The sequence below is a fragment of the Acidovorax sp. LjRoot194 genome, assembly GCF_964253015.1.
Lineage (GTDB): Bacteria > Pseudomonadota > Gammaproteobacteria > Burkholderiales > Burkholderiaceae_C > Acidovorax.
This window is the reverse complement of sequence record NZ_CAXUQB020000001.1, coordinates 4,465,951-4,489,187: the sequence shown is the minus strand read 5'-3', so window position 1 is coordinate 4,489,187 and position 23,237 is coordinate 4,465,951. Positions and strand designations below refer to the sequence as shown.

Below are 23,237 nucleotides of genomic sequence, written 5' to 3'. Positions count from 1 at the left end.
GTAGTGGTGGAGGGGTTGGATGATGGGTGGCGCAAAACGCAGAGCGTAGATGAAATCAGTTGGACCAGCCGCCGTCGATGACCTGGGCGGTGCCCGTGGTGAACGATGACTCGTCGCTCGCCAGGTACACCGCCAGCGCGGCGATCTCCTCGGCGCGCCCCAGGCGGCCCATGGGCTGGCGCTCGACAAAGCCCGCCTCCACGGTGGCCAGGCTCTGGCCCGTGGCCGCGGCCTGCGCGGTGATGCGGTCCTGCAGCGACGGCGACATCACCGTGCCGGGGCAGATGGCATTGCAGCGGATGCCCTGGGCCACGAAGTCGGCGGCCACCGACTTGGTCAGGCCCACGACCGCCGCCTTGGTGGTGCCGTAGACGAACCGCCGGGGCGCTCCTTTGATGCTGCCCGCCACCGAAGCGACGTTGATGATGGACCCGGCGCCGCGCTCCAGCATGCCCGGCAAGAAGGCTCGGATGGTGCGGAACTGCGCACGCACGTTCAGCGTGAACGCGAAGTCCCACTCGTCGTCCGTGCAGTCGAGCACACTGCCCGCGTGCACAAAGCCCGCGCCGTTGAACAGCACGTCCACCGGCCCCACGGCGGCGGCTGCGTCGCGAACGGCCTGGGGCTGCGTCACGTCCAGCACGCGGGTTTCGCATCCGGTGTCGCGCTGCAGGGCGGCCAGTGCTGCGGCATTGATGTCGGTGGCGATCACGCGCGCGCCCTGGGCCGCGAAGGCGATGGCCGTGGCGCGGCCAATGCCCTGGCCGGCGGCAGTGAGAAAGGCGGTCTTGCCTGCAAGTCGGAGTGTCATGGAATGCGGGGCGTGAAGAGTGGGTGGGGAGTGCTGTTGGGCAGGGATGGGCGCCGTCAGCCCGTGAACCAGCGCAGCGGCGCCAGCACCGTCTGCGGGAAGAGCACCATGATGAACATCACCGCGAACTCGGCCGCCATGAAGGGCAGCACGCCGCGCGTCACCTCGTCCATCTTCATGCGCCCCACACCGGCCACCACGTTCAGGATGGTGCCCACCGGCGGCGTGACCAGGCCGATGGAGTTGTTGATGATGAACAGCACGCCGAAGTACACCGGGTCGATGCCCGCGGCCTTGATCACGGGCATCAGCACGGGGGTCAGGATGAGGATGGTGGGCGTCATGTCCATGGCCGTGCCCACCAGCATCACCAGCACCATGATCGCGATCAGCAGCAAGGTCTGGTTGCCCATGAAGGGTTTGAGCAGCTCCACCATCTGCGCAGGCAGGTTGGCCACGGTGATGAGCCACGACGACACCATGGCCGCCGCCACGAGGAACATCACCACCGCCGTGGTCTTGGCCGCGGTGGTGAAGATGGGCAGCAGCGCGCGCAGCGGCAGCTCGCGGTAGATCACGCTGGCCACGAACAGCGAATACACCGCTGCGACCACCGCGGCTTCAGTGGGCGTGAACACGCCCATGCGCAGGCCCACCAGGATGAACACCGGCAAGGTCAGCGCCCACACCGACTCCCGCGCGGTGCGCCAGACTTCGGCTGCAGTCTTCTTCTCCGGCACGGCCAGCACCTCTTTGCGGCCCACCCACCACCAGGTCACCGCCAGGCCCACGCCGATCATGATGCCCGGCACGATGCCCGCGATGAACAGCTTGCTGATCGACACGTTGGCCGCCACGCCGAAGATCACGAAGCCAATGCTCGGCGGAATGATGGGCCCGATGACGCCCGACGCCGCGATCAGCCCGCCGGACACCTCTTTCTTGTGCCCGGCCTTGATCATCATCGGCAGAAGCAGCGCGGTGAGCGCCGCCGCATCGGCCACGGCCGAGCCCGACAGCGAAGACAGCAGGCAGGCGGCCAGGATCACCACATAGCCCAGGCCTCCCTTCACATGCCCCACCAGCGCCAGCGCAAAGTTGACGATGCGCTGCGACAGCCCGCCCACGTTCATGATCTCGCCGGCCAGCATGAAGAAGGGCACGGCCAGCAGCGGAAAACTGTCGGCGCCATTGATGAAGTTCTGCGCCAGGATCTGCGCATCGAACAGATCGAGCTGCCACATCAACGCGACGCCGGCGGCCAGCAACGCATAGGCGATCGGGATGCCCAGCGCCATGGTGCCTATGAGGGCCCCCAGAAAAATCAGCACGGTCATGTGTTGTCTCCGTTATTTTTGATGTGCCATCTATGAATGCATGCATGCATGCATGCGTGCGTGCGTGCTTGCTTATTGGCCGCGCTGCTTCGGCGCCTGGCCCAGGGCCCGCGCGGCCGCGTCTTCGCGCGCCAGTTCGGCCTGCAGCGCTTCCAGCTCGGCCTGCTCTTCGGACTCCTTGACCATCACCAGCTCGTCCTCGCTCGCCTTGCCGGTCAGCACGCGCAGCAGCTGCAGCGTCAGCAGGAAGCCCGCGCACACCGAGAACACCACGCCCGAGGCATAGAAGATGGCCATCGATGCGCCCGTGACCGGGGCCTCCACATCCCAGTTGATCTTCATCTGCTGCCAGCTGCCGTCGAAGAACAGCCAGGTGATGTAGAGCATCAGCACGTGGCCCAGCGCCATGCAGACCTTCTTGCCCCGCACCGACAGGCGCGACACCAGCATGTCGGTGCCCAGGTGCGCGTTCTCCTTGATGGCCGCCACCGCGCCCAGAAAGGTGATCCACACGAAGAGCCAGCGCGACAGCTCTTCGCTGACGGCGATGCCGGAGTTGAAGACGTAGCGCAGCACCACGTTGCCGAACACCAGCACCACCATGGCGGCCAGCGCCAGCGCGATGAGAAGGTTGATGGCCCGGACGTAGTGGTTTATGAAGGTATTGAGCATGGTGAATGTCTCCGTGGGTGGCTGTGCCGGTGTTGTGCTTTTTTATGGACTCAGAGCGCCGCGCCTTGCAGCAGCCCGCGCGCGGCCAGGTTGGCGATGAAGGCCCGCAGGCCAAAGCGCCAGGGCGGCGCCATCTCGCTGTGCGTCACCGTGTTGTGCAGCGCGCCCAGCCAAGCGCTCTGGATGGTGACCACATCGCCCAGCTTGTGGGTGAAGCCGCTGCCGGGCTGGTCGCGGTCTTCGATGGGCGCGAACAGCGTGCCCAGGAAGAGCATGAAGCCGTCCGGGTACTGGTGCGCGGCCAGCGTCTGCGCCACCAGGTCGGTGGGGTCGCGGCTGATGCTGGCCATGGTGTTGATGCCCCGCAGCGTGAAGCCGTCGGTGCCCGCCACGCGCAGGTGCACGGTCTCGCTGCGCACCTGGTCCAGCCCGAAGCCTGCGTCGAACAGCCGGATGAAGGGGCCGATGGCGCAGGACGCGTTGTTGTCCTTGGCCTTGCCCAGCAGCAGCGCGCTGCGGCCCTCGATGTCGCGCAGGTTGACGTCGTTGCCCAGCGTGGCGCCCACGATGTCGCCGCGGCTGTTGACGGCCAGCACCACCTCGGGCTCGGGGTTGTTCCAGGCCGAATCGGCGCGGATGCCGATCTCCTCGCCCGTGCCCACCGAGGCGAGCACCGGCGCCTTGGTGAAGACCTCGGCATCGGGGCCAATGCCGACTTCGAGGTATTGCGACCACAGGCCCTTGTCTTGCAGCAGCGCCTTGAGCGCCATTGCTTGCTCGGAGCCGGGGCGGATGTCGGCCAGGCTTTCGCCGATGAGTCCTACCACCTGGCTGCGCAGGCCCTGGGCACGGGCCGCGTCGCCGCGGGCCTGCTCTTCGATGACTCGCTCGATCAGGCTGGCCGCGAAGGTCACGCCGGCGGCCTTGACCACCTGCAGGTCGCAGGGGGCGAGCAGCCAGGGCAGGGCTGCGTCGCGCACGCCATGCTGGCCGGCTTGGCCGGTGTGGCTGTTGGCCAGCAGGTCATCCACGCTGCACAGGTACTGGCCGGGGGCTGCTCGCGCTGCGTCGGCGGGCGCGGGGGTGTCGAGCAGCGTGCTCATGGTGGGGTAGTGGCGGCTCAGGTCGAACACGCCGTCGGAGCGCAGGGCGATCACTGCGGGGCCGGGCACAGCGCCGGGGACCCAGGCGCGGCCGACCAGGGTGCCGGCCAGGCCGTCTTCGGGGAGGATGCGGGCGTGCGGTGCGGGCGCTTGCGCCGCCCGCTGCAGGACGGAAGATGCTGAGGTGTCGGTCATGGGAAGTCCTTGAAATGAAGTTCTGGTTCTCTGCCCAGAGTTTTCGCAGCAGTGGGCGGGTGCTGGGTGCTCTCCCGCATGCCATCCCTGCATCACCCCATCCGTTCACGTTGAGCTTGTCGAAACGCTGCGCAAGGCTTCGACAAGCTCAGCCCGAACGGTGGGGAGGGGGGAGGGCACGGGCCACGCATCGCCCACCCCATCAATGGTTATGCCGCGGCGTGTGCTCCGAAATCCGCCGGTAGTCCAGCGCAAAGTCGAGCGTGGCGCCATCCACCAGCTGCCCGGTCTTCTCGCGGTAAAGTGCCTCCCACGGCGACTGGCTCCTGGGGATGGGCGGCGCGGGCAGCTCGCGGCGGCGGCGCTCGATCTCCTCGGGGGCCACCAGCGCATCGCAGCGGCCCGTGTTCAGGTCGATGCGAATCGTGTCGCCGCTGAGCAGCCAGCACAGGCCGCCACCCACCGCGCTCTCGGGCGATGCGTTCAGGATCGACGGGCTGTCCGCCGTGCCCGATTGGCGCCCGTCGCCCAGCGTGGGCAAGGTGTTGATGCCGCGGCGGATCAGTGCGTCGGGCGGCTGCATGTTCACCACCTCGGCCGAGCCCGGCCAGCCGATGGGGCCCGCGCCGCGCATCACCAGGATGCAGCCTTCATCGATGTTCAGTGATGGGTCGTTGATGCGCGCGTGGTAGTCGTCGGCGCCCTCGAACACCACGGCGCGCGCTTCGAAGATGCCCTCTGCGCCTGGCTTGTTCAGGTAGCGCTGGCGGAAGGACGCGGAGATCACCGAGGTCTTCATGATGCCGAAGTCGAACAGGTTGCCGTGCAGTACCAGGAAGCCGGCTTTTTCCATCAACGGCGCGTTGAACGGAAAGATCACCTCGCGGTCGCGCGTCTCGCGGCCCTGCAGGTTGTCGGCCAGGGTCTTGCCGGTCACGCTCATACAGTCGGCATGCAGGCGGCCTGCCTGCTGCAGCTCCCACATCAGCGCAGGCACGCCGCCAGCGCGGAAGAACCGCTCGCCGAGGTACTTGCCGGCGGGCTGCATGTTCAGCAGCAGGGGCAGGTCGTAGGCATGCTGCGTCCAGTCCTCGGGGCGCAGGTCCACGCCCGCGTGGCGCGCCATGGCCATGATGTGCACCTGCGCGTTGCTGCTGCCCCCGGCCACGCTGACCACGGCCAGCGCGTTCAGAAAACTCTCGCGGGTGAGGATGCGCGAAGGGCGCAGGTCCTCGTACGCCATCTCCACGATGCGCCGCCCGGTCTCGTACGCCATCTGCCCGCGTTCGCGGTAGGGCGCCGGAATGGCGGCGCAGCCCGGCAGCGACAGGCCCAGCGCCTCGGCCACCGCGTTCATGGTCGATGCGGTGCCCATGGTGTTGCAGTGGCCGGCCGATGGCGCGCTGCTGCAGGCGAGCTGCAAAAATTCTTCTTCGTCGATGTCGCCCGCAGCCAACAGGCGGCGGCTGCGCCAGATCACGGTGCCCGAGCCCACCAGTTCGCCGTCGTGCCAGCCATCGAGCATGGGGCCGCCCGACAGCACGATGGCCGGTATGTCCACGGTGGACGCCGCCATCACGCCCGCAGGTGTCGTCTTGTCGCAGCCGGTGGTCAGCACCACCGCGTCGATGGGGTAGCCGTACAGGATCTCCACCAGCCCCAGGTAGGCCAGGTTGCGGTCGAGCGCAGCCGTGGGGCGTCGGCAGTTCTCGAAGATGGGGTGCACCGGAAACTCCATCGGAATGCCCCCGGCGTCGCGGATGCCCTCGCGCACGCGCCGCGCCAGGTCCACATGGATGCGGTTGCAGGGCGACAGATCGCTGCCGGTCTGCGCGATGCCGATGATGGGGCGGCCCGAGCGCAACTCTTCGGGCGTGAGCCCGTAGTTCATGAAGCGCTCGAGGTACAGCGCGGTCATGTCCGAGCGTGCGGGGTCGGCAAACCATTCGCGGGAGCGGAAGGGGCGGCGGGGTGTTTTGGTCATGGATCGCGGTGTGTCAGCAGGAGGGACGGGCGCTGCGCCAGGGGGTTGGCATGCTTGAAATCGAACCACAAAACTTTCGGACTGGTGCGTGCGATGGCTTGGGGGGTGTTTCGATGACATCACCACCCGTTCGGGCTGAGCTTGTCGAAGCCTTCCGCGGCGATTCGATCAAACCCAACCCGTTCGGGCTGAGCCTGTCGAAGCCTTGCACAGCGCTTCGACAGCCCTCAGTGGACGGTTCGGGCGGAACATAAAAATTACTTCCCGCCCCGCACCTTGGCGAGTTCCGCGTTCATCTCGCCAGTGGTCTCCTCACCGAATTCCTTGGCGTACTTGGTCAGCACCGGCTGCAGCTTGGCGCGCATCTTGGACTGCTCGGCGGGTGCAAGTTCGGTCACCTGCATGCCTGCCTTCTTCAGCTCGCCCAGTGCGGTCTCGCTGAACGCGCGGATGGTCTTGCGCTCGAACAGGGTGGCTTCGCGCGCGGCGTCCTGCACGATTTTTTGCTCCTGCGCCGACAGGCCGTCCCAGGTCTTCTTGGACATCAGCAGCACCCAGGCGCTGTACATATGTCGCGACAGCACCAGGTGCTTTTGCACCTCATAGAACTTGCTCGACAGGATGGTGGCGGGCGGGTTCTCCTGTCCGTCCACCGCGGCCTGCTCCATGGCCGAGTACAGCTCGGTGAAAGGCATGGGCGTGGCGTTGGCGCCCAGGGCGTTGAAGGTGTCGAGGAACAGCGGGCTCTGGATCACACGCAGCTTCAGGCCCGCCAGGTCTTCCGCCTTGGTGATGGGGCGGCGTGAGTTGGTCACGTGGCGAAAGCCGTTCTCCCAGAAGCCCAGGCCCACCAGGCCCTTTTCGGGCAGCTTGGCCAGCAGCTTCTGGCCGAACGGGCCGTCGAGCACCGCGTCGGCTTCTTGCTCGTTGTTGAAGGTGAGCGGCAGGTTCAGCACGCCAAACGGCTTGATCAGCGCCATCAGCGTGGAGCTGTCGGGCACCGTCATCTCCAGCGTACCGCCGCGCAGGGCCGAGGTCATGCTCACGTCGTTGCCCAGCGAGCCGCTGGCGTACAGCTTGGCCACCAGCTTGCCGCCGCTCTTGGCCGAGAGCTGCTCGGCAAAATGCTTGACGGCCTGCGCCTGGGGGTGGTCGTCGTTCAGGCCGATGCCGACCTTGAACACGTGGTCCTTGATCTGCGCCGACACGGGTGCGGCCACGGCGGCCAGGATCGTGGCCGCCAGGGCCAGGGCTTTGAATTGCATGTGTTGTCTCCGAATATGGAATGGCTGGGGCACGGTGGAGCACGGCCAAAAAGGCGGTTCACCGGCGCCATCGGGTCTCTGCAGGACCCTCCCGACGCAGGCGAGAGAGTAGGTTTCGCTGGGCGCGGGGTCCACTCAATTTTTTGCTAGCATCCATTCCAAATGCTTATGAGTTGCTGTGGCCTCCACCCCTGTATCGGGTAAACCTCTGTCGATGGCGCAAGCCTGCGCGCGGCTGCGCTTTCGGCACCTGCAGTTCCTGGACATCCTGGGCCAGACGCGCAACCTGCGCCTGACGGCCGAGCAGATGCACATCACGCAGCCGGCCGCCACCAAGATCCTGATGGACATCGAAGAGATCCTGGAATCGCGGCTCTTCGATCGCCTGTCGCGCGGCATGCGGCCCAACGAGCTGGGGCTGTTCACGCTGCGCTACGCGGCCAGCGCGCTCGCCGGCCACCGCAAGTTCGTCGATGAATTCAATGCTCTCAAGGAGGGTGGCCACGGCCACCTGACCATTGGCGCCATCACAGGATCGGCCGCGCATGTGCTGACGGCGTCGGTGGCCGAGATCCAGCGCCTGCGCCCGCTGCTGGTGCTCAAGGTGCTGGAGCAAAGCAGCGACCAGCTGATCGTGTGGCTGGCCGAGCGCAAGATCGACCTGATGATCGGCCGCTTCACCGACGAGGCGCAGCGCGCGCAATTCCACTACGAACGCCTGTCCAACGAGCCGTTGCTGGTGGTGGGCGGCCTGCACCACCCCCTGCGCGGCGCGCGCGACCTGGACATGGCGGAGCTGTCGCACTGGCCGTGGATCCTGTACCCCGCGTCCACCGCGGTGCGCAGGGTGTCGGACGACATCTTCGGCCGCAACGGCCTAGCGCTCAGCTCGGGCGTGGTGGAGACCCCGTCGTTCCTGTTTGCGCTCCAGATGATGCAGACCACCGACATGCTGTCGCTGCAGCCCCAGGCGCTGGTGGAGCGGTACATCGCCAAGGGCCTGCTGGCCCGCATCCCCGTGGACCTGCCCGACCGCATGCCCGACTACGGCCTCATCACCCGGCTGGGAGAGTCGCCCACGCCTGCGATGCAGGCCTTCACCGACGTGCTGCGCGAGGTGGCAAGCCCTGCCGCCGATGGGCCCTGACCGGCCTGGCTGTGGGCGCCGTGGGCACTCGGCTATCGATAACCAAAGGTTATGGAAAATGCCTTGCAGCCGCGCCCGCCCGCCCGGGCCGTTATGCTCTGCGCCCTTTCCCCGAATCTTCTGCAAGCCTTCTCTCCATGCAAGACACCCCTGACACGCCCGACACCATCCAGGAACCGCGCCGTTGGTCCGACGGCCAATGGACCGCGCAGGTCATCAAGAACGAGGATGACGACGGCTGGGCGGTGTCCATGACGCTCAAGGGCGAGACGGAGCCCGCGCTGGTCGGCCCCTGGACCATGGGGCGCGACAAGAAGAACCCCAAGCCGCTCGACGTCTCGGCTTTCCACACCCTGGTCAAGACCGCCAGCGAGGTGCTGCGCCGCCACGAGCAGCAGTTGCATGCGCAGCTCAACAAGAACGTGTCGGTCACCGTCAACGGCCAGCGGCTGAAGGTGGCGCTGGCCATCGTGCCCGACGAAGAAGGCGCCACGGCCACGCTGAGTGCCCAGGACGATCTGGGTGAAGAACTGGCGCGGGTGCCGGCGCCGCCCACCTTCAAGCTCACCCCCGCCAGCGCCACGGCCTGGGTGGAGGGCGGCTTCGAGAAGCCGCGCTGACGGGTTGATGCGCCTCAACGGTGGCGGCAGGGCCATCGCGCAGGCGACTGCAGGGCACCAGGGTTTCCCCTAGAATCCGTGCGCCGGGCGGGATGTCTCCTGCCCGGCAGCGTTCTCAGGGCGGGGCGAAATTCCCCACCGGCGGTATCTGCGGGCAGATGTCTTTGCATCTGCACTGCAGCAGCCCGCGAGCGCCCGGGCCGTGCCAGCAGTGGTGGCGGCCCGGGGTCAGCAGATCTGGTGAGATGCCAGAGCCGACGGTCACAGTCCGGATGAAAGAGATCGCGAAACCAGGGGCCGCCCGCAGGGGTGGTGCCGTGCGTGCATCTGCGCAGCGTGTCCCGTCCTGTGCGGCCCGAGGTGGTGATCCATCACCGGCCTGGTCGCCCGGCCCGGCCTTGCCCGCAGCGGTGCGTGCGGTGCTGCCGGTGCACGGCAGTCCTGTTCGCGCGCCCTGATTCTGGTAATCCTTTCCTCGCTTTTGAGATAAGTCCATGAATCAGTCCATTCCTTCCCAGACAGCCATCTCCGCCGCCACGGCGCGCCGCAGCGAACGCGTCGCGATCATCTGCGCCGGCTGGCACCGGGACATCGTCCACCAGTCGCGCGATGCCGCGATCGCCGAGTTCGGCCGCAACGGGCTGCCCGCCGGGCAGATCGAGCAGTTCGAAGTGCCCGGCGCCTTCGAGATCCCGCTCCTGGCCAAGCGCCTGGCGCAAAGCGGTCGCTACGACGCCATCGTGGCCTGTGCGCTGGTGGTCAACGGCGGCATCTACCGCCACGAGTTCGTGACCACTGCCGTCATCGACGGCCTGATGCGCGTGCAACTCGACACCGAGGTGCCCGTGATGTCTGCCGTGCTCACGCCGCGCGACTTCCACGAACATGACGATCACCTCAAGTTCTTCCGCGAACACTTCGTGAAGAAGGGCACCGAAGTGGCCGACGCCTGCCTGCGCACCATGGCGCAGTACAAGGCGCTGGAGCCTGCGCACGGGGATTGATCGCTCGCGGCTACGCGCTGCGTGGCGGTAAGATGCCGCCCGCGGTGCAGGCCGCGCCCGGGCCCGCGGGAAGGGTTGAACCCACTTGCCACTCCTGGAGCACTCTTCGTGTTCCGTGCCGAGCTGACCTTTCTTTTCATCCTTTGTGCTGCCGGAGTTGCGGGCCGTCGGCGATCCATGCACGGAGGTTCTCGTGAAACGCATTCCCCCTCGGCCCGACCTGGGCCATCTCAAGAAACAAGCCAAGGACCTGCTGGCCGGCTACCGCCGCGGCGAGCCCGAGGCCCTGGCGCGCTTTCGCCACGCGCTGCCTCTGGCCGCAGGCCTGGGCGATGCCGCCATCGTAGCCCTGGGCCTGAAGCTGCACGACGCGCAATCGTGCCTGGCGCGCGAGCATGGCTTTGCGTCGTGGGCCGACTTCCAGGGCTTGGTGCTGGCGCGGCGCGCGCTGGTGGATGACCCGGAGCGCGCCACCCTGCAATGGCTGCGGCTGGTCTACGCCGGCGACATTGCAGGCGGTAACCACAGCGCCCGTCCCCGGCTGGCCGAACGGCTGTGGGCCGATGGCGCCATCCCGCAGGACGAAGGCCCGTGGCTGGCCTGTGCCGTGGGCGATGAGGCGCGCCTGCGCCAGGCCATTGCGCAAGACCCGGGCTGGGTGCAACGCGCTGGCGGGCCCTTGCAGCTGCCGCCGCTGCTGGCCGTGGCGCATTCCAGCCTGGCGCGGCGGCCGGCCTTTGCGGACCGCCTGCAGGCCTGCGTGGCCCTGCTGCTGCAAGCGGGTGCCGATGCCAACCAGCGGGTGGGCAGCCGCTGGCCCCCTGCGTCGCTGGCCACGCCCGATGCAACGCACCCCTTGTCAGCCCTGTACGGCGCAGCCGGTCAGAACCACCACGCCGGCATGGCGCGCCTGCTGCTGGACGCAGGCGCAGACCCCAACGATGGCGAGTCGCTGTACCACGCGCTGGGCAGCCTGGACTGCACGCGGATGCTGCTGGAGGCGGGCGCGCGGGTGCAGGGCACGAACGCGGTGTACAGAGTGCTCGACATGGACGACCTGCCTGCGCTGCAACTGCTGCTGGCCCACGATGCGGATGCGAACGAGCCCTTGGGTCAGGACGGCGGGCCCGCCCCCCACAGCGCGCCCCTGCTGTGGGCCCTGCGGCGGCGGCGCTCCCCGGCGCACGTGCAGGCGTTGGTGTCCGCGGGGGCCGACCCTGCCGTGCACACCGCCGACGGCACGGCGGCGCACATCCAGGCCCTGCGGTATGGGCTGCCGGCCGTGGCGGAGTTTCTGCGCACCGCGGCGGGCGGGGGCGAGGTACCTGCCGACGAGCAGTTCATCGCCGCCTGCGCCGAGGCCGACGAGGCACGGGCGCGCACGCTGCTGGTCACCCAGCCCGGGCTGGTCAACGCGCTGTCGCCGCCCCAGCAGCGCCTGCTGCCCGAACTGGCCGCGCAAGCGGACTGCGGCCCTGCCGTGCGGCTGATGGTGCGCCTGGGCTGGCCCATCGACGCGAAGGGGGGCGACTGGGACGGCACCGCGCTGCACCTGGCCATCTTTCGGGGCGACGCGGCGCTGACCCGTTTCCTGCTGGAGCACGGCGCGCGCTGGCAGGCCACGCATGGCTTCGACGACAACGCCTGCGGTGCGTTGTCGTGGGGGTCCATCAACACACCGGAGCCCGGTTGCGACTGGGTGGGGTGTGCGCAGGCGTTGCTGGACCATGGGTTGCCACCGGCTGCGCTTGATCCGCAAGGGTCGGAGGCGGTGCTGCTGGACGGGCGGCTGATGCGGTTCTCGGACGAGGTGACGGCGTGCTTGCTGGAGGCTGCAGCACCGCTGGCGTGAGGCGAAACGTGTTCATCTGCGCCCCACCACATCCCACCGTTCACGCTGAGCCTGTCCAAGCGCCGCGCGAGGCTTCGACAGGCCTGTCCTGAGCCCGTCGAAGGGCTCAGCCCTAACGGTTTTGGGGTGTTGGGACCCATGCTGCAATCGATCAATTCAGCCAGAAACGAAAGTCGCTGCAGAAAAAACGCCCCGCATCGGATGAGGCGGGGCGTCGCGGCTCACCGCATCGGTCGGGAGCGTCTACACCACGCCCGTCGCCCGCAGTGCTGCAACACGCTCAGGGCTGATCCCCATCTCGGCAAGCACTTCGTCCGTGTGCTGCCCCAGCGCCGGCGGCGCATTGCGCAGCACGGGTGGCGTGGCCGACAGGCGCAGCGGGCTGGCCACGCCGGTGATCTGCTGCACGCCATCGGTGGCGGCCTCGCCGTCCTTCCAGCGCGGCAGCGTCACCGTCAGGCCGCGCGCCTTCACCTGGGCATCGTCGAACGCCTGGGCAATGGTGTTGATCGGGCCGCAGGGCACGGCCTTGTCTTCCAGTAGCGTGATCCAGTCGGCGGTGGTGCGCGTGCGCGTCACGGCCTCCATGGCGGGGATCAGGTCGGTGCGGTGCTTCACGCGCAGCGTGTTGGTGGCATAGCGCGGGTCGGTGCCCCACTGGGGCTGGCCGGCCGCGGCGCAAAAGCGCTGGAACTGCCCGTCGTTGCCGATGGCCAGCAGCATGTTGCCGTCGGCGGTCGCAAAGTCCTGGTAGGGCGCCAGGCTCGGGTGGCTGTTGCCCATGCGCTCGGGCGCCTTGCCGGTCGCAAGGAAGCCTGAGGCCTGGTTGGCCAGCACGGCCATGCCCACGTCGAGCAGCGCCATGTCGATGTGCTGGCCCTGGCCGGTGCCAGTGGCCGCGTTGTCGCGCACATGCAGCGCGGCCAGGATGGCGTTGCTGGCGTACAGGCCGGTGAACAGGTCGATCACGGCCACGCCCACGCGCATCGGGCCGCCGCCGGGCTGGCTGTCGGCCTGGCCGGTGATACTCATCAGGCCCGTCATGGCCTGCACCATCAGGTCGTAGCCCGCGCGCTCGGCGTATGGCCCGTCCTGCCCAAAGCCGGTGACGGAGCAGTAGATGAGGCGCGGGTTCAGCGCGCGCAGGCTCTCGTGGTCCAGGCCGTATTGCTTCAGGCCGCCGACCTTGAAGTTCTCGACCACGATGTCGGCCTCTTGCGCCATCTGCCGGATCAGCGCCTGCCCGTCGGGTGATGCCATGTCGATGGTGACCGAGCGCTTGTTGCGGTTGCAGGCGGTGTAGTAGCTCGCCTGGTTCGTGTCGTTGCCCTCGGCGTCCTTCAAAAAGGGCGGGCCCCACTGGCGCGTGTCGTCGCCCACGCCGGGGCGTTCTACCTTCACCACATCCGCCCCCAGGTCGGCCAGCACCTGCGTGCACCACGGGCCGGCCAGCACACGGGAGAGGTCGAGCACCTTGATGCCCGTCAGGGCGCCTGCATTGGATGTGGTCATGGAAATTTGAATGAAAAAGGCTGCTAGCGCCTGTCTATAAAGCGCTAGCAGCTATCGTTTTAGGAGTAATGGCAGTGAATCTACCGGGCCATGATGGCTTCGAAGGCTTAGTTGCTGAACGCTGCAATGCCAGTCTGCGCCCGGCCCAGGATCAGCGCATGCACATCGTGCGTGCCTTCATACGTGTTCACCACTTCCAGGTTCACCAGGTGGCGCGCCACGCCGAACTCGTCGCTGATGCCGTTGCCCCCCATCATGTCGCGCGCCAGGCGGGCGATGTCCAGGGCCTTGCCGCAGCTGTTGCGCTTGATGATGGACGTGCCTTCCACGCTGGCCGTGCCCGCGTCCTTCATGCGGCCGAACTGCAGGCAGGCCTGCAGGCCGATGGCGATTTCGGTCTGCATGTCGGCCAGCTTCTTCTGGATGAGCTGGTTGGCAGCCAGGGGGCGGCCGAACTGCTTGCGGTCCAGCGTGTACTGGCGGGCGGTGTGCCAGCAGAACTCGGCCGCACCCAGCGCGCCCCAGGCGATGCCGTAGCGCGCGCTGTTCAGGCAGGTGAAGGGGCCCTTCAGGCCTTGCACCTCAGGAAACGCGTTCTCTTCAGGCACGAATACGTCGTCCATCACGATCTCGCCGGTGATCGATGCGCGCAGGCCCACCTTGCCGTGGATGGCAGGAGCCGTCAGGCCCTTCATGCCCTTGTCCAGCACAAAGCCGCGGATGGGGCCCACGGCGCCGCCTTCGGAGACTTCCTTGGCCCAGACGACGAACACATCAGCCACAGGGCTGTTGGTGATCCACATCTTGCTGCCCTTGAGCTTGTAGCCGCCATTGACCTTGTAGGCGCGCGTGGCCATGCTGCCGGGGTCAGAGCCGTGGTCGGGCTCGGTCAGGCCGAAGCAGCCGATCCACTCGCCCGTGGCGAGCTTGGGCAGGTACTTCTGCTTTTGCGCTTCGGTGCCGAACTCATGGATGGGCACCATCACCAGCGACGACTGCACGCTGGCCATAGAGCGGTAGCCCGAATCCACGCGCTCCACCTCGCGGGCGATCAGGCCGTAGGCGACGTACGACAGGCCGGGACCGCCGTACTGCTCGGGGATCGTGGGGCCCAGGAGGCCCACTTCGCCCATCTCGCGAAAGATGCTCACGTCCATCTTCTCGTGGCGGAAGGCGTCCAGCACGCGGGGTGCCAGCTTGTCCTGGCAGTAGGCGGCGGCAGCGTCGCGGATGGCGCGCTCGTCGTCGGTCAACTGCTGGCTCAGGAGGAAAGGGTCATCCCATTGAAAAGAGGCGTGGGCCATGTGCGTGTCTCCAGGTGCAAAAAAGGGTGGCAACAAAGGTGTTCTGGGGCGCATCGTAGGCCTCGCGCCAGCGTGCTGCAAGCGAGTTCTTTTCATTCAGATATGCATGGATGGAATGTATGGAATACTTTGCGCCAGACACCGCCTGCCGGTGGGCACCGTACAAGTTCATCTTCATCATGCGCCGCAACATTCCATCGACCCAGGCCCTGGCCTGTTTTGAAGTCGCCGCCCGCCACGAGAGCTACACCCGCGCCGCGCAAGAGTTGTCTCTGACGCAGAGCGCTGTCTCCCGCCAGATCCAGGCACTGGAAGAATTCCTGGGCGTGCAGCTGTTTCGCCGCACCCGCCACGGCGTGGTGCTGACGCCCGCCGGCGCGCACTATGGCCGTCAGGTGGCGCGCTGGCTGCAGGGGCTGGAGCGCGACACGCTGGACGTGATGGCACACCAGGGCGAGGGCGGCACGCTGTCGCTGGCGGCCGTGCCCACGTTCGCCACGCGCTGGCTCATACCGCGCCTGCCGCAGTTGGCGCAAGTGCACCCCGACATCGTGGTGCACATCGATACGCAGACGCGGCCGTTTCTGTTTGCCGACACCACCTTCGACGCCGCGCTGTACGCCGGCACGCCGGAGCAGGTGGCCAACTGGCCCGGCGTGCAAGCCCAACTGCTGATGCACGAAGACGTCGTGCCCGTGTGCAGCCCCCGCTTGCTCGAATCCGCCGCGCCACGCGGCCGGGGCCGCGCCCACCAGCCCGTGGCGGCCGAAGCGCTGGCCGAGTTGCCCCTGCTGCAGCAAAGCACGCGCCCGTATGGCTGGCGGCAGTGGTTCGATGCGATGGCGGTGGAGGCGCCGCACGCGCTCGATGGCCCGCGCTACGAGCTGTTCTCCATGCTGGCCGTGGCGGCCACGCACGGCATGGGTGTGGCGCTGATCCCGCCGCTGCTGATCGAGGCGGAGCTTGCCAGCGGCGAACTGGTGGTGGCCTGCGCCCGGCCCCTGCGCGGCGAGCGCGGCTACTACCTCATCAGCCCCGCGCAGCCCGCGCAGTCCCCGGTGTTGACCGCGTTCTCACGCTGGTTGCAGGACATGGCCGCGTTGGGGGGCAGTCCAATGCCGGGACCCGGCTAATGCGCTTGCATGCGCCTTCTGGCTGAACTAATCTGGCGCTGCAAGGATCAGTCAACACATAAATCACAACCTGAAAGCGCCCTCCATGACGACCTACCATGCACCGCATTTCGATCCCACCGTCGACGAGATCGAAACCCTGAAGCAACTCGAAATGGGCCAGACCATCACCATGCCCCACGCGCTCAAGGACCACGTGTCCGCGCGGCTGCTGGAATGGGGCTTCATCGCCAAGGGCATCTCCGGAGACCTGACCATCACCCCCAGCGGCCGCCAGCTCATACGCCGGCAAGACAACTGACCCGTGGCACACCACACCGCTGTTGCAGCGCCTCGTTTGAAGCGCACGCCCCTGTCGGGCAGGGCCCGCGCCCTGCGCGCGGTGGTGCTGGGCGCCGCCATGGCGCTGCTGCTCCAGGGCTGCAGCACCGTCAAGCTGGCCTACAACCAGGCGCCGCAGCTCATGGCGTGGCAGATCAACCGCTACCTGGGGCTGTCGGACGCACAGAGCGAACGCGTGCGCGATGAGCTCGATGACCTGCACCAGTGGCACCGCGACACCATGCTGCCCCAGCATGCCCAGGTGCTGCAGAAGGTGCAGCGCCAGTTGGCGGACGACGTGACCGCGCAGCAGGCCTGCAGCACCTACGCCGATATCCGCACCCAGCTCGACCAGGTGGTCAGCCAGGCCGAGCCCAAGATGCTGTGGCTGGCATCGCAGCTGACGGACAGCCAGATCCGCCAGCTGGAGCGCAAGCAGGCCGACAGCAATGCCGACTGGCGCAAGGAATGGCTCGACCCCACGCCCGAGAAACTGCGTGAACACCGCTTCAAGGAACTGCTCTCGCGGGCCGAGGGCTTCTATGGCCGGCTGGACGAGCCGCAAAAGGCCGCGCTGCGCGCCTTCATCGCCCAGTCCTCCTTCGACCCCCAGCGCACCTACAACGAACGCCTGCGCCGCCAAAAGGACCTTGTGCACGTTCTGCAGACCGTGGCCCGCGACCGGCAGAACACCGCCCAGACGAAAACCCTGGTGCGCGAGTACTTGGCCCGGTTCGATCAATCCCCCGACCCCGCTTACCGCAGCTACGCACAAACGCTGGTGACCGAAGGCTGCGCCGGCTTTGCACAAGTGCACAACGCCACCACGCCGGCCCAGCGCGTGAAGGCGGTGGCGTCGGCCAAGTCGTATGAGCAGGATTTCATGACGCTGGCTGCGCAGTGACGGGGTAGAGCCGTGCAGGTCGTGGGGGCCGCGGTGGCGAACCAGCAGGCCTGACTGGTGCGGGATGGTTCGCTATAGCTCGCGGCGAAGAGGTTTGACCGGCAGGGGCTGGCAGGTACTGTGGCTGTTGAGCGCTGCTGCCCGCTGCTGTGCAGTCAGGCCGTAGCTACAGGCATTGACGCGCGAAGCCAGAGTACATGCTGATCGGTGGCCCCACGACGTATTGAGGGCTGCGACTGCTTGCCTGTGGTTGGCACGCATCCCGTGGCAATCCCCCATGGCGTCTTTTGCGCATTTGGGTGGATCATGGGGTCCTTGCTTGGCACTTGCAGGAGACCCCGATGGACAACGCTGTCTATGTAAAGCTCAAGGGCATCGTGATTCAGGACTTGCTGAAAGACCCGCACCGCGCCCAATTCCACGAGCGCGAACTCAAGACCGAGGATCTGACGCCGGAGTACCGGCGGGCGGTGCAGGAGGCGCTGGCCGAGCTTCGTGCGGCGCAGCGGTCAAGCGGTGCGAGCGTTGCCATGGCCCAACCGCAGCGCAAGTGAGCAGGTTTTACCTTGGCATTTGCTTTTTGATGACCAAAGTTCAGTCACCGCGCGCCAGCCTCAGAAGTTTTGCCTGGCTTTGAGGAACAGTCGCCCAAGGATCGAACCCACGACGCCTGCCACCACTGCCGACAGGTAAATCTGCCGGTCCGAAAGCCAGTGCTCCGTCAGGACAAACTTCAAAAGCACGGCGGTCAGCGCAAAACCGAAGAACGCCCCGATGCCCGAGTACATGCGCGAGTCGAGTGCGTTCGCAGCATTCTTGAACCCATTCCGAATGGCCCGCCGCCTCGTGAATCAGCGTCGTTTGGCATCTCATGCACCTCACGTCGGTCGCTGCATTCAGGTTGTTGCATGTCGGATATTGCATGATCGGTGATCCCTCCTGCTGTTGTCTGCGAAAACGACATTTTCCCCACACTGGGCTCACGCCCCATGGCCAGCCTCAAGGCCCGGGACGTCATGGATGCTGTCAAACAGGTCGAAGCCCGCGGCGCAACTGACCAGGCCGGCCGCGTGCTGCAGCGCGTGAAAGCCATCTACCGCTGGGCCGTGACCCACCAGCGCATCGACACCAACCCCATGCTCGATCTGGTGCCCTCCGAGATCCTCAAACCCCGCACCGTCCAACACCGTGCCGCCCTGGCGGAAAAAGAGCTGCCCGAGTTCATGCGCAAGCTCGCGGCCTATGACGGCGCCCCTAGCATCGTGCTGGGCCTGCGCATGCTCATGCTCACGGCCTGCAGGCCCGGGGAAGTGCGCGGCGCGCGCTGGGTGGAGTTCGACCGCAAGGCCGCCTTGTGGACCATTCCCGCAGAGCGCATGAAGATGCGCGAGGAACATGGTGTGCCACTGTCTAAACAGGCCCTCGAAGTGCTGGACAAGATCGAAGCCATCAGCGGCGGTCGCGAGCTGGTGTTCCCGAGCCCGTACTACCCCAGCAAGCCACTGAGCGAGAACACGTTCAACTCAGCGCTCGCCCGCATGGGATACAAGACCATCGCCACGGCCCACGGTTTTAGAGCCTTGTTCTCGACCGTGGCCAACGAACACGGATGGAACCCGGATGTGATCGAGCGGCAGCTCGCGCATCGGGAGCAGAACGAAATCCGTGCCGCGTATCACCGCACCACCTACATGGCAGACCGGACCAAGCTTATGCAGTGGTGGGCGGACTATTTGGGGGGAGATCGGGCAATTCGCCACTGAGGTCCGTGTCCACTATTTAATGGTGGGCAGCGCAAGTGGCGCGTAAAAGTTGCTCTTGCGGCTACTAGCGGCCAAGAGCGGTCTATAGCGAGGGGTGAAGGCGGAAGCCCAACTTTCGCCTAGAGAGGCGTGCCCCGGTTTGTCAGAGCATGTCCTCTGGGTGAATGGGTTAGACGCTCCGCTTCCGAACCGGCGACTTTGAAAGATATTCCGTCGCCTCTCCCTTGTGCTGATTTGCAAAGCTCTCTGCTTCAATCCATTGTTCAAACTTTACTTTACCTTCATCGCTCCAATGCAAGTGAATACGTAGCATGTCATCGATTGAGCGAAATGGGTTCTTTCCGAATGACCAGCCTGGATGAAATTCGGAGAATCCACGTGAGTAAAATACTTCGAGAATCCAGTGATTCACATTGTCTTCATGTGCGTGAAGGGTGAATCTTCTGTTTCCTCCGACTATTTTAGCGCCAAGGACTTCATGCGTGTGTTCGGAGAGGGATCGAGATCGATCAAGTTCGATGTCGTTCCACTGCTTTGTATAACGCCTTTGCATCCGAAAGATTGCTTCCTTCAGTTTTGGATCGTCGATTACGATTCCGGACGTGGTGTATACCCATCGATTTCCACTTGAAGGGCGCTTCCCTACCCAATAGTTCGAACCTCTCTTCATTTCGCCTCCTTAGATCTGTGATCTTTCTGATGAATGCTTAGCGTGATGAATTCCGCAAGGCCCGCGGATTATTTTGGACCTAATTGCGACTCAAAGTAGCTTGCAGCCTGTCAACGATAGTAGGCCCCTACCAAGTCGACACAGTTGCAGTAATTTGCTATCTCAGGCACAGACGTTTCTGCTTGCGATACGCATATCGTCCATGCGAGCTTGGACCAGCGTGCGCCCAGTCGGTGGGTCAATCCACAGCAATGCCTCCACCGGATGAGTAATGCCCGTTGCCTTGTAGCCTGCGCTTATTGCCAGCACCTCGTTATATGTTTGAATATTTCGGTGTGCAGCGGCATTTCGAATTATACGGACTTCATCTATTTGCGGTACTGTCCCGAATCCACCCAACAACGAATTCGTATTAGCTGGTGAAAGGGCCTGAATCACTTCAATTAGGCGCGCAATATGGCCCCATGTCGGCTCTAGGCGCAGCACAGAGTTATGTCCATGCTTTGGGGGTGCGTTCCCGTTTCTCTGTTTCGCCGCGATGTATGAAACTTCGCCGCGCCCGGCATGGACTGCCGCTATGGGCCCCGCTGCCTGTGTGCTGCAACCAGTGCAAGACGCTACGACCGTGGTTCGGCAAAATCTGCACCACATTTGCCATAGCTCAGACAGCCAGCCTTCCAGCTGGTGGACTTCAGCGACCTTTAAATTTTGCTGTTGGACATTAGAAAGATATGAAACCAGTTGGTTATCCGCACGATTTAAACTGATTTCAAACCGCTGCTGAAGACGATTCAGCTCCACTTATAGTTGCTCCTCTAATGCCTCCGATATCGCCTTAAATCGCGCTAGTCGTTGATTAACGCGATTCGTCCCCCCTTTGCAGGCCTCCACATAGTCCTTGTGTCGACCGGTACTATCTTTCATCTCATGCGCTGATGCGAGTGCAAGTAATTCGGTAAGGACTGGGAAAGTATTAACTGGAAAATGACCTGTAGGAACAATTCCTGTGGTTTGTTGAACTCCCGGCAAGCCCCAACGCGTGTGAATAAGAGCCGTGATCAGCGACATGAATGCGTAAGATTTGGTCATGTACGAACCTTGGATGCCTGACAGATCCGTTTGAATAAATTGCAATGCTGCATTTATCCGATGCCCCCATTCTTCACTCTCCGGAAAATCGTCGTCATATGTTTTGTATAAACCCTTCAATGATGAGGTACTGGTGCTTACTATGCCAACATGCATTGCTAATGCAATTTCGGTAATGAATTCGGCATCTTCCATTCGCACGATTGCTCGACTGGAGAGCACCTTCCATTCAATAAACAATTGACCCCAGTTATCTACAAGTGAATTTACCCAATTTTTAAATGCGCCAAAATATTCGCTGTGTCTCTTCTCGGCCTCGTTCAGAGGCAACGTGTAAGCGTTCATCCTTCTAAACATTTGCAAAATTTCCGCCCGTTGCGCATTTCGGATGACATCACAGGAAACGGTATACGTCAGGAAATTCTCTTGGGCATCCTCGGTTAAATCTTCAAATTTCTTTCCGGAGTAGTGCGCAGAGTTTGCCGTCAGGGCGAATTTATTATCCCGAAAGTCGATGATCGACGTCATCCGTTGCTGCCCATCGACAATTTCGCGTTGCGGCCGCAGCGTTGCTTTATTAAGTTGTTCCCAAAGATAAATCTTGGGAAAGGGATAGCCCGATAGGATGGTGTCGATAAAGTAACTTCTTGCAGCCGGCGGCCAAATACGAGGCGCACGCTGATATTCCTCATTTACTGTGAGGTCTTTGCGTTTATAAAGATCAATCAATTCTGCAATCGAATGCTTTGACTCTTCAATTTTCATTGCTCAGGCTTTCTATCTATTTTGATGAACTTAATAATTTCCGGCTTATGCAATACATGGTCTAAATGTTGCAAATTTAATCATTTAGCGGGATCGGGCTCACGATCATTGACTGAATGCTAAGAACCATAACTGTTTCTTGAAGGGGAGGCATCCGGGTGCAATACTTTCCTCGGCCTGGTAGAGCACACACTCTGCCGAACAACGTTGACTGTCCTATACCCTCTGACGGCCATATTCTGCGACACACTCGAATGCCGCACTTGGACCATAGTCGGCATCCTATCAGTGGCCGCGAAGGGCGGATGCACGTCAACATCGATGAGTGATTTCCACCGCCACTGCTCTCATTCGAACTACCCCGAACAGGGGCGGCGCGCAGTGGAGACCCCGCCTCACCTGCCCGCTAAAGAGACCGGTTATGCTGACCCCGCCGACTGTGGACTTCGCTAGGCGTGGTGCAGCTTTGCAACCCGTCTCCGAGCCGCTTCGAGTGCTCGGATTTGACGGCTTTTGACTGAACATATAGGCATTCAGTCGAGCATCGAGTTACGTTACGGGACCTATGATGGTTGTGCGTCAGGACACGGCCACAACCAAACCTACCGACCTAACATCTGATGGACAAGACTTCCCCGGCATTTCCCAGTTTTATTGAGACCTCGCGCCTCGCGCTGCGCGCTCCGCATCTCTCGGATACCGAGGAAATGTTCGCCTCGTACACCCAAGATGCGGATGTCGCTCGGTACATGGTTTGGCAACCGCATGCCTCGGTGGAGACCACACATGATTTCATCGCTGGCTGTGTCGCTCAGTGGAACGCTGGCTTGGCGTTCCCGTACATCATCACCCTGAAGTCGAGCGGCCGACTCATTGGCATGCTCGAAGCTCGTCCGAGCGGCCACATTGTCAACGTTGGATATGTGCTCGCACGCCGGCATTGGGGCCAAGGCTTGATGGTTGAATCCCTTCAGGCGTTTACAGCCCTCGCGCTTCGTCTACCAAGTGTGTATCGCGTTGAAGCGACCTGCGATGTCGACAACCGCCCGTCCGCCCGAGCGTTGGAGAAAAGCGGCTTCCTGCAAGAGGGGCGGCTCGCCCGGCACACGGTTCATCCGAACATTTCAGCCGAGCCCAGAGACTGCTTCATCTACGCCGCTTGCAGGCCGTAGCGACAGGCAGAACTCGGTCCGACCCACCCTTCGCAATAGCAACCCCATCTCCTATCCCATGAGGTGAGTTATGCAGTTTCGCAGTCCAAATGATTCCGATATCCAAGCTATCCATCGTCTGCTTTGTGCAAACGGATGGGCTCACCGAGTAGGCGACATTCACGATCTTCATCGGCTGATTGCCGCGTCACAGCGAACCATAGTCGCGGTCGTTGATCTGGAAATAGTCGGCTTCGCACGGGCAATAACCGACGGGATTTCTAACGGCTATGTGTCCATGGTCGTAGTCGCAGAAGCATGTCGGCGCCAAGGAATCGGACAGGCGCTCGTCGAGCGACTCGTCGGATATAACCCGCAGATCACTTGGATGCTTCGAGCAGGGAGACAAGGCGCTGCTGAGTTCTTCGCTAAGCTAGGCTTCATCTCCTCAACGACCACGATGGAGCGCCAACGACGCTGACCGATCGAGGACCGCCACAGGGCGCGCATACACCCGCATTGGGCCCAGAGCCGCCGTTTAGAAGCGCCGCCCGGAAGCTGCCTCAACTCGCTGCACGCTGCTATTGGAAATTCCGGTGTCTTGCTACGGCAAGCTATAGTTTGCTGACTTAACG

Annotated in this window: 23 protein-coding genes and 1 riboswitch; of the genes, 11 read left to right on the top strand and 12 right to left on the bottom strand. The window is 64.1% G+C overall.

Going from position 1 to position 23,237, the window contains the following annotated elements; translation table 11 throughout:
- Positions 1-55 precede the first annotated feature (55 nt).
- The 6 genes from ACSQ3N_RS20405 to ACSQ3N_RS20380 all read right to left on the bottom strand — a co-directional run bounded on the left by ACSQ3N_RS20405 (position 56) and on the right by ACSQ3N_RS20380 (position 7,367).
- Complete coding sequence (locus tag ACSQ3N_RS20405) at positions 56-811, bottom strand: SDR family oxidoreductase (RefSeq protein WP_436147290.1); 756 nt, start codon at positions 809-811, stop codon at positions 56-58.
- Positions 812-867: 56 nt separating this feature from the next.
- Complete coding sequence (locus ACSQ3N_RS20400; protein WP_436147289.1) at positions 868-2,148, bottom strand: TRAP transporter large permease; 1,281 nt, start codon at positions 2,146-2,148, stop codon at positions 868-870.
- Between the two features lie 72 nt (positions 2,149-2,220).
- Positions 2,221-2,820 (bottom strand): TRAP transporter small permease, encoded by a 600-nt coding sequence (locus ACSQ3N_RS20395; protein ID WP_436147288.1) that lies wholly within the window; start codon positions 2,818-2,820, stop codon positions 2,221-2,223.
- A 50-nt stretch (positions 2,821-2,870) separates the two neighbouring features.
- Complete coding sequence (locus ACSQ3N_RS20390; protein WP_436147287.1) at positions 2,871-4,118, bottom strand: fumarylacetoacetate hydrolase family protein; 1,248 nt, start codon at positions 4,116-4,118, stop codon at positions 2,871-2,873.
- A gap of 202 nt (positions 4,119-4,320) precedes the next feature.
- Positions 4,321-6,102, bottom strand: coding sequence for an IlvD/Edd family dehydratase (locus tag ACSQ3N_RS20385; RefSeq protein ID WP_436147286.1), 1,782 nt, complete (start codon positions 6,100-6,102; stop codon positions 4,321-4,323).
- 257 nt (positions 6,103-6,359) lie between these two features.
- Entirely contained in the window at positions 6,360-7,367 is a 1,008-nt protein-coding gene (locus ACSQ3N_RS20380; protein WP_436147285.1) for a TRAP transporter substrate-binding protein, read from the bottom strand.
- A 214-nt stretch (positions 7,368-7,581) separates the two neighbouring features.
- Between ACSQ3N_RS20380 and ACSQ3N_RS20375 the strand changes: the two genes are divergently transcribed.
- From ACSQ3N_RS20375 to ACSQ3N_RS20360, 4 genes are all read left to right on the top strand, one after another.
- Positions 7,582-8,514 (top strand): LysR substrate-binding domain-containing protein, encoded by a 933-nt coding sequence (locus ACSQ3N_RS20375; protein ID WP_436147989.1) that lies wholly within the window; start codon positions 7,582-7,584, stop codon positions 8,512-8,514.
- A 137-nt stretch (positions 8,515-8,651) separates the two neighbouring features.
- Entirely contained in the window at positions 8,652-9,134 is a 483-nt protein-coding gene (locus ACSQ3N_RS20370; RefSeq protein ID WP_396503605.1) for a hypothetical protein, read from the top strand.
- A gap of 107 nt (positions 9,135-9,241) precedes the next feature.
- Positions 9,242-9,422: riboswitch (FMN riboswitch) on the top strand.
- Between the two features lie 206 nt (positions 9,423-9,628).
- A complete protein-coding gene (locus ACSQ3N_RS20365; RefSeq protein WP_436147284.1) occupies positions 9,629-10,138 on the top strand; it encodes a 6,7-dimethyl-8-ribityllumazine synthase in 510 nt (169 codons plus the stop codon).
- A 193-nt stretch (positions 10,139-10,331) separates the two neighbouring features.
- On the top strand, positions 10,332-11,990 hold the full coding sequence (locus tag ACSQ3N_RS20360; RefSeq protein ID WP_436147283.1) for a hypothetical protein: 1,659 nt from the start codon (positions 10,332-10,334) through the stop codon (positions 11,988-11,990).
- A gap of 243 nt (positions 11,991-12,233) precedes the next feature.
- Here the strand turns inward: ACSQ3N_RS20360 and ACSQ3N_RS20355 are convergent, their stop codons facing one another.
- Both ACSQ3N_RS20355 and ACSQ3N_RS20350 read right to left on the bottom strand, forming a co-directional pair.
- Positions 12,234-13,502, bottom strand: a complete 1,269-nt coding sequence (locus ACSQ3N_RS20355; RefSeq protein WP_436147282.1) for a CaiB/BaiF CoA transferase family protein — start codon at positions 13,500-13,502, stop codon at positions 12,234-12,236.
- 107 nt (positions 13,503-13,609) lie between these two features.
- Positions 13,610-14,806 (bottom strand): acyl-CoA dehydrogenase, encoded by a 1,197-nt coding sequence (locus ACSQ3N_RS20350; protein WP_436147281.1) that lies wholly within the window; start codon positions 14,804-14,806, stop codon positions 13,610-13,612.
- A 179-nt stretch (positions 14,807-14,985) separates the two neighbouring features.
- On the opposite strand from ACSQ3N_RS20350, the gene ACSQ3N_RS20345 reads away from it, so the two are divergent.
- The 4 genes from ACSQ3N_RS20345 (at position 14,986) to ACSQ3N_RS20330 (ending at position 17,718) form a co-directional block, all read left to right on the top strand.
- Positions 14,986-15,939: a LysR family transcriptional regulator gene (locus ACSQ3N_RS20345; RefSeq protein ID WP_436147988.1), complete on the top strand. Its 954-nt coding sequence runs from the start codon at positions 14,986-14,988 to the stop codon at positions 15,937-15,939.
- An 85-nt stretch (positions 15,940-16,024) separates the two neighbouring features.
- Positions 16,025-16,240, top strand: a complete 216-nt coding sequence (locus ACSQ3N_RS20340) for a hypothetical protein (RefSeq protein ID WP_436147280.1) — start codon at positions 16,025-16,027, stop codon at positions 16,238-16,240.
- Between the two features lie 3 nt (positions 16,241-16,243).
- A complete protein-coding gene (locus ACSQ3N_RS20335) occupies positions 16,244-17,164 on the top strand; it encodes a DUF6279 family lipoprotein (RefSeq protein WP_436147279.1) in 921 nt (306 codons plus the stop codon).
- A gap of 341 nt (positions 17,165-17,505) precedes the next feature.
- Entirely contained in the window at positions 17,506-17,718 is a 213-nt protein-coding gene (locus ACSQ3N_RS20330; protein ID WP_436147278.1) for a hypothetical protein, read from the top strand.
- A 60-nt stretch (positions 17,719-17,778) separates the two neighbouring features.
- On the opposite strand, the gene ACSQ3N_RS20325 is transcribed toward ACSQ3N_RS20330, so the two are convergent.
- Complete coding sequence (locus ACSQ3N_RS20325; RefSeq protein WP_436147277.1) at positions 17,779-17,952, bottom strand: hypothetical protein; 174 nt, start codon at positions 17,950-17,952, stop codon at positions 17,779-17,781.
- A 141-nt stretch (positions 17,953-18,093) separates the two neighbouring features.
- Between ACSQ3N_RS20325 and ACSQ3N_RS20320 the strand changes: the two genes are divergently transcribed.
- A complete protein-coding gene (locus ACSQ3N_RS20320; protein WP_436147276.1) occupies positions 18,094-18,927 on the top strand; it encodes a tyrosine-type recombinase/integrase in 834 nt (277 codons plus the stop codon).
- Between the two features lie 169 nt (positions 18,928-19,096).
- On the opposite strand, the gene ACSQ3N_RS20315 is transcribed toward ACSQ3N_RS20320, so the two are convergent.
- From ACSQ3N_RS20315 to ACSQ3N_RS20305, 3 genes are all read right to left on the bottom strand, one after another.
- Positions 19,097-19,597: a hypothetical protein gene (locus ACSQ3N_RS20315; protein WP_436147275.1), complete on the bottom strand. Its 501-nt coding sequence runs from the start codon at positions 19,595-19,597 to the stop codon at positions 19,097-19,099.
- A 162-nt stretch (positions 19,598-19,759) separates the two neighbouring features.
- Positions 19,760-20,398 carry a hypothetical protein gene (locus ACSQ3N_RS20310; RefSeq protein ID WP_436147274.1) on the bottom strand — a complete coding sequence of 213 codons (639 nt, stop codon included), beginning with the start codon at positions 20,396-20,398 and terminating at the stop codon, positions 19,760-19,762.
- The gene (locus ACSQ3N_RS20305) at positions 20,399-21,451 is read right to left on the bottom strand and encodes a DUF262 domain-containing protein (protein ID WP_436147273.1); all 1,053 of its coding nucleotides are present in this window, start codon (positions 21,449-21,451) and stop codon (positions 20,399-20,401) included.
- A 620-nt stretch (positions 21,452-22,071) separates the two neighbouring features.
- Here ACSQ3N_RS20305 and ACSQ3N_RS20300 point away from each other — a divergent pair.
- On the top strand, positions 22,072-22,623 hold the full coding sequence (locus ACSQ3N_RS20300; RefSeq protein ID WP_436147272.1) for a GNAT family N-acetyltransferase: 552 nt from the start codon (positions 22,072-22,074) through the stop codon (positions 22,621-22,623).
- A 70-nt stretch (positions 22,624-22,693) separates the two neighbouring features.
- The gene (locus ACSQ3N_RS20295; protein WP_436147271.1) at positions 22,694-23,083 is read left to right on the top strand and encodes a GNAT family N-acetyltransferase; all 390 of its coding nucleotides are present in this window, start codon (positions 22,694-22,696) and stop codon (positions 23,081-23,083) included.
- The last annotated feature ends 154 nt before the right edge of the window (positions 23,084-23,237 follow it).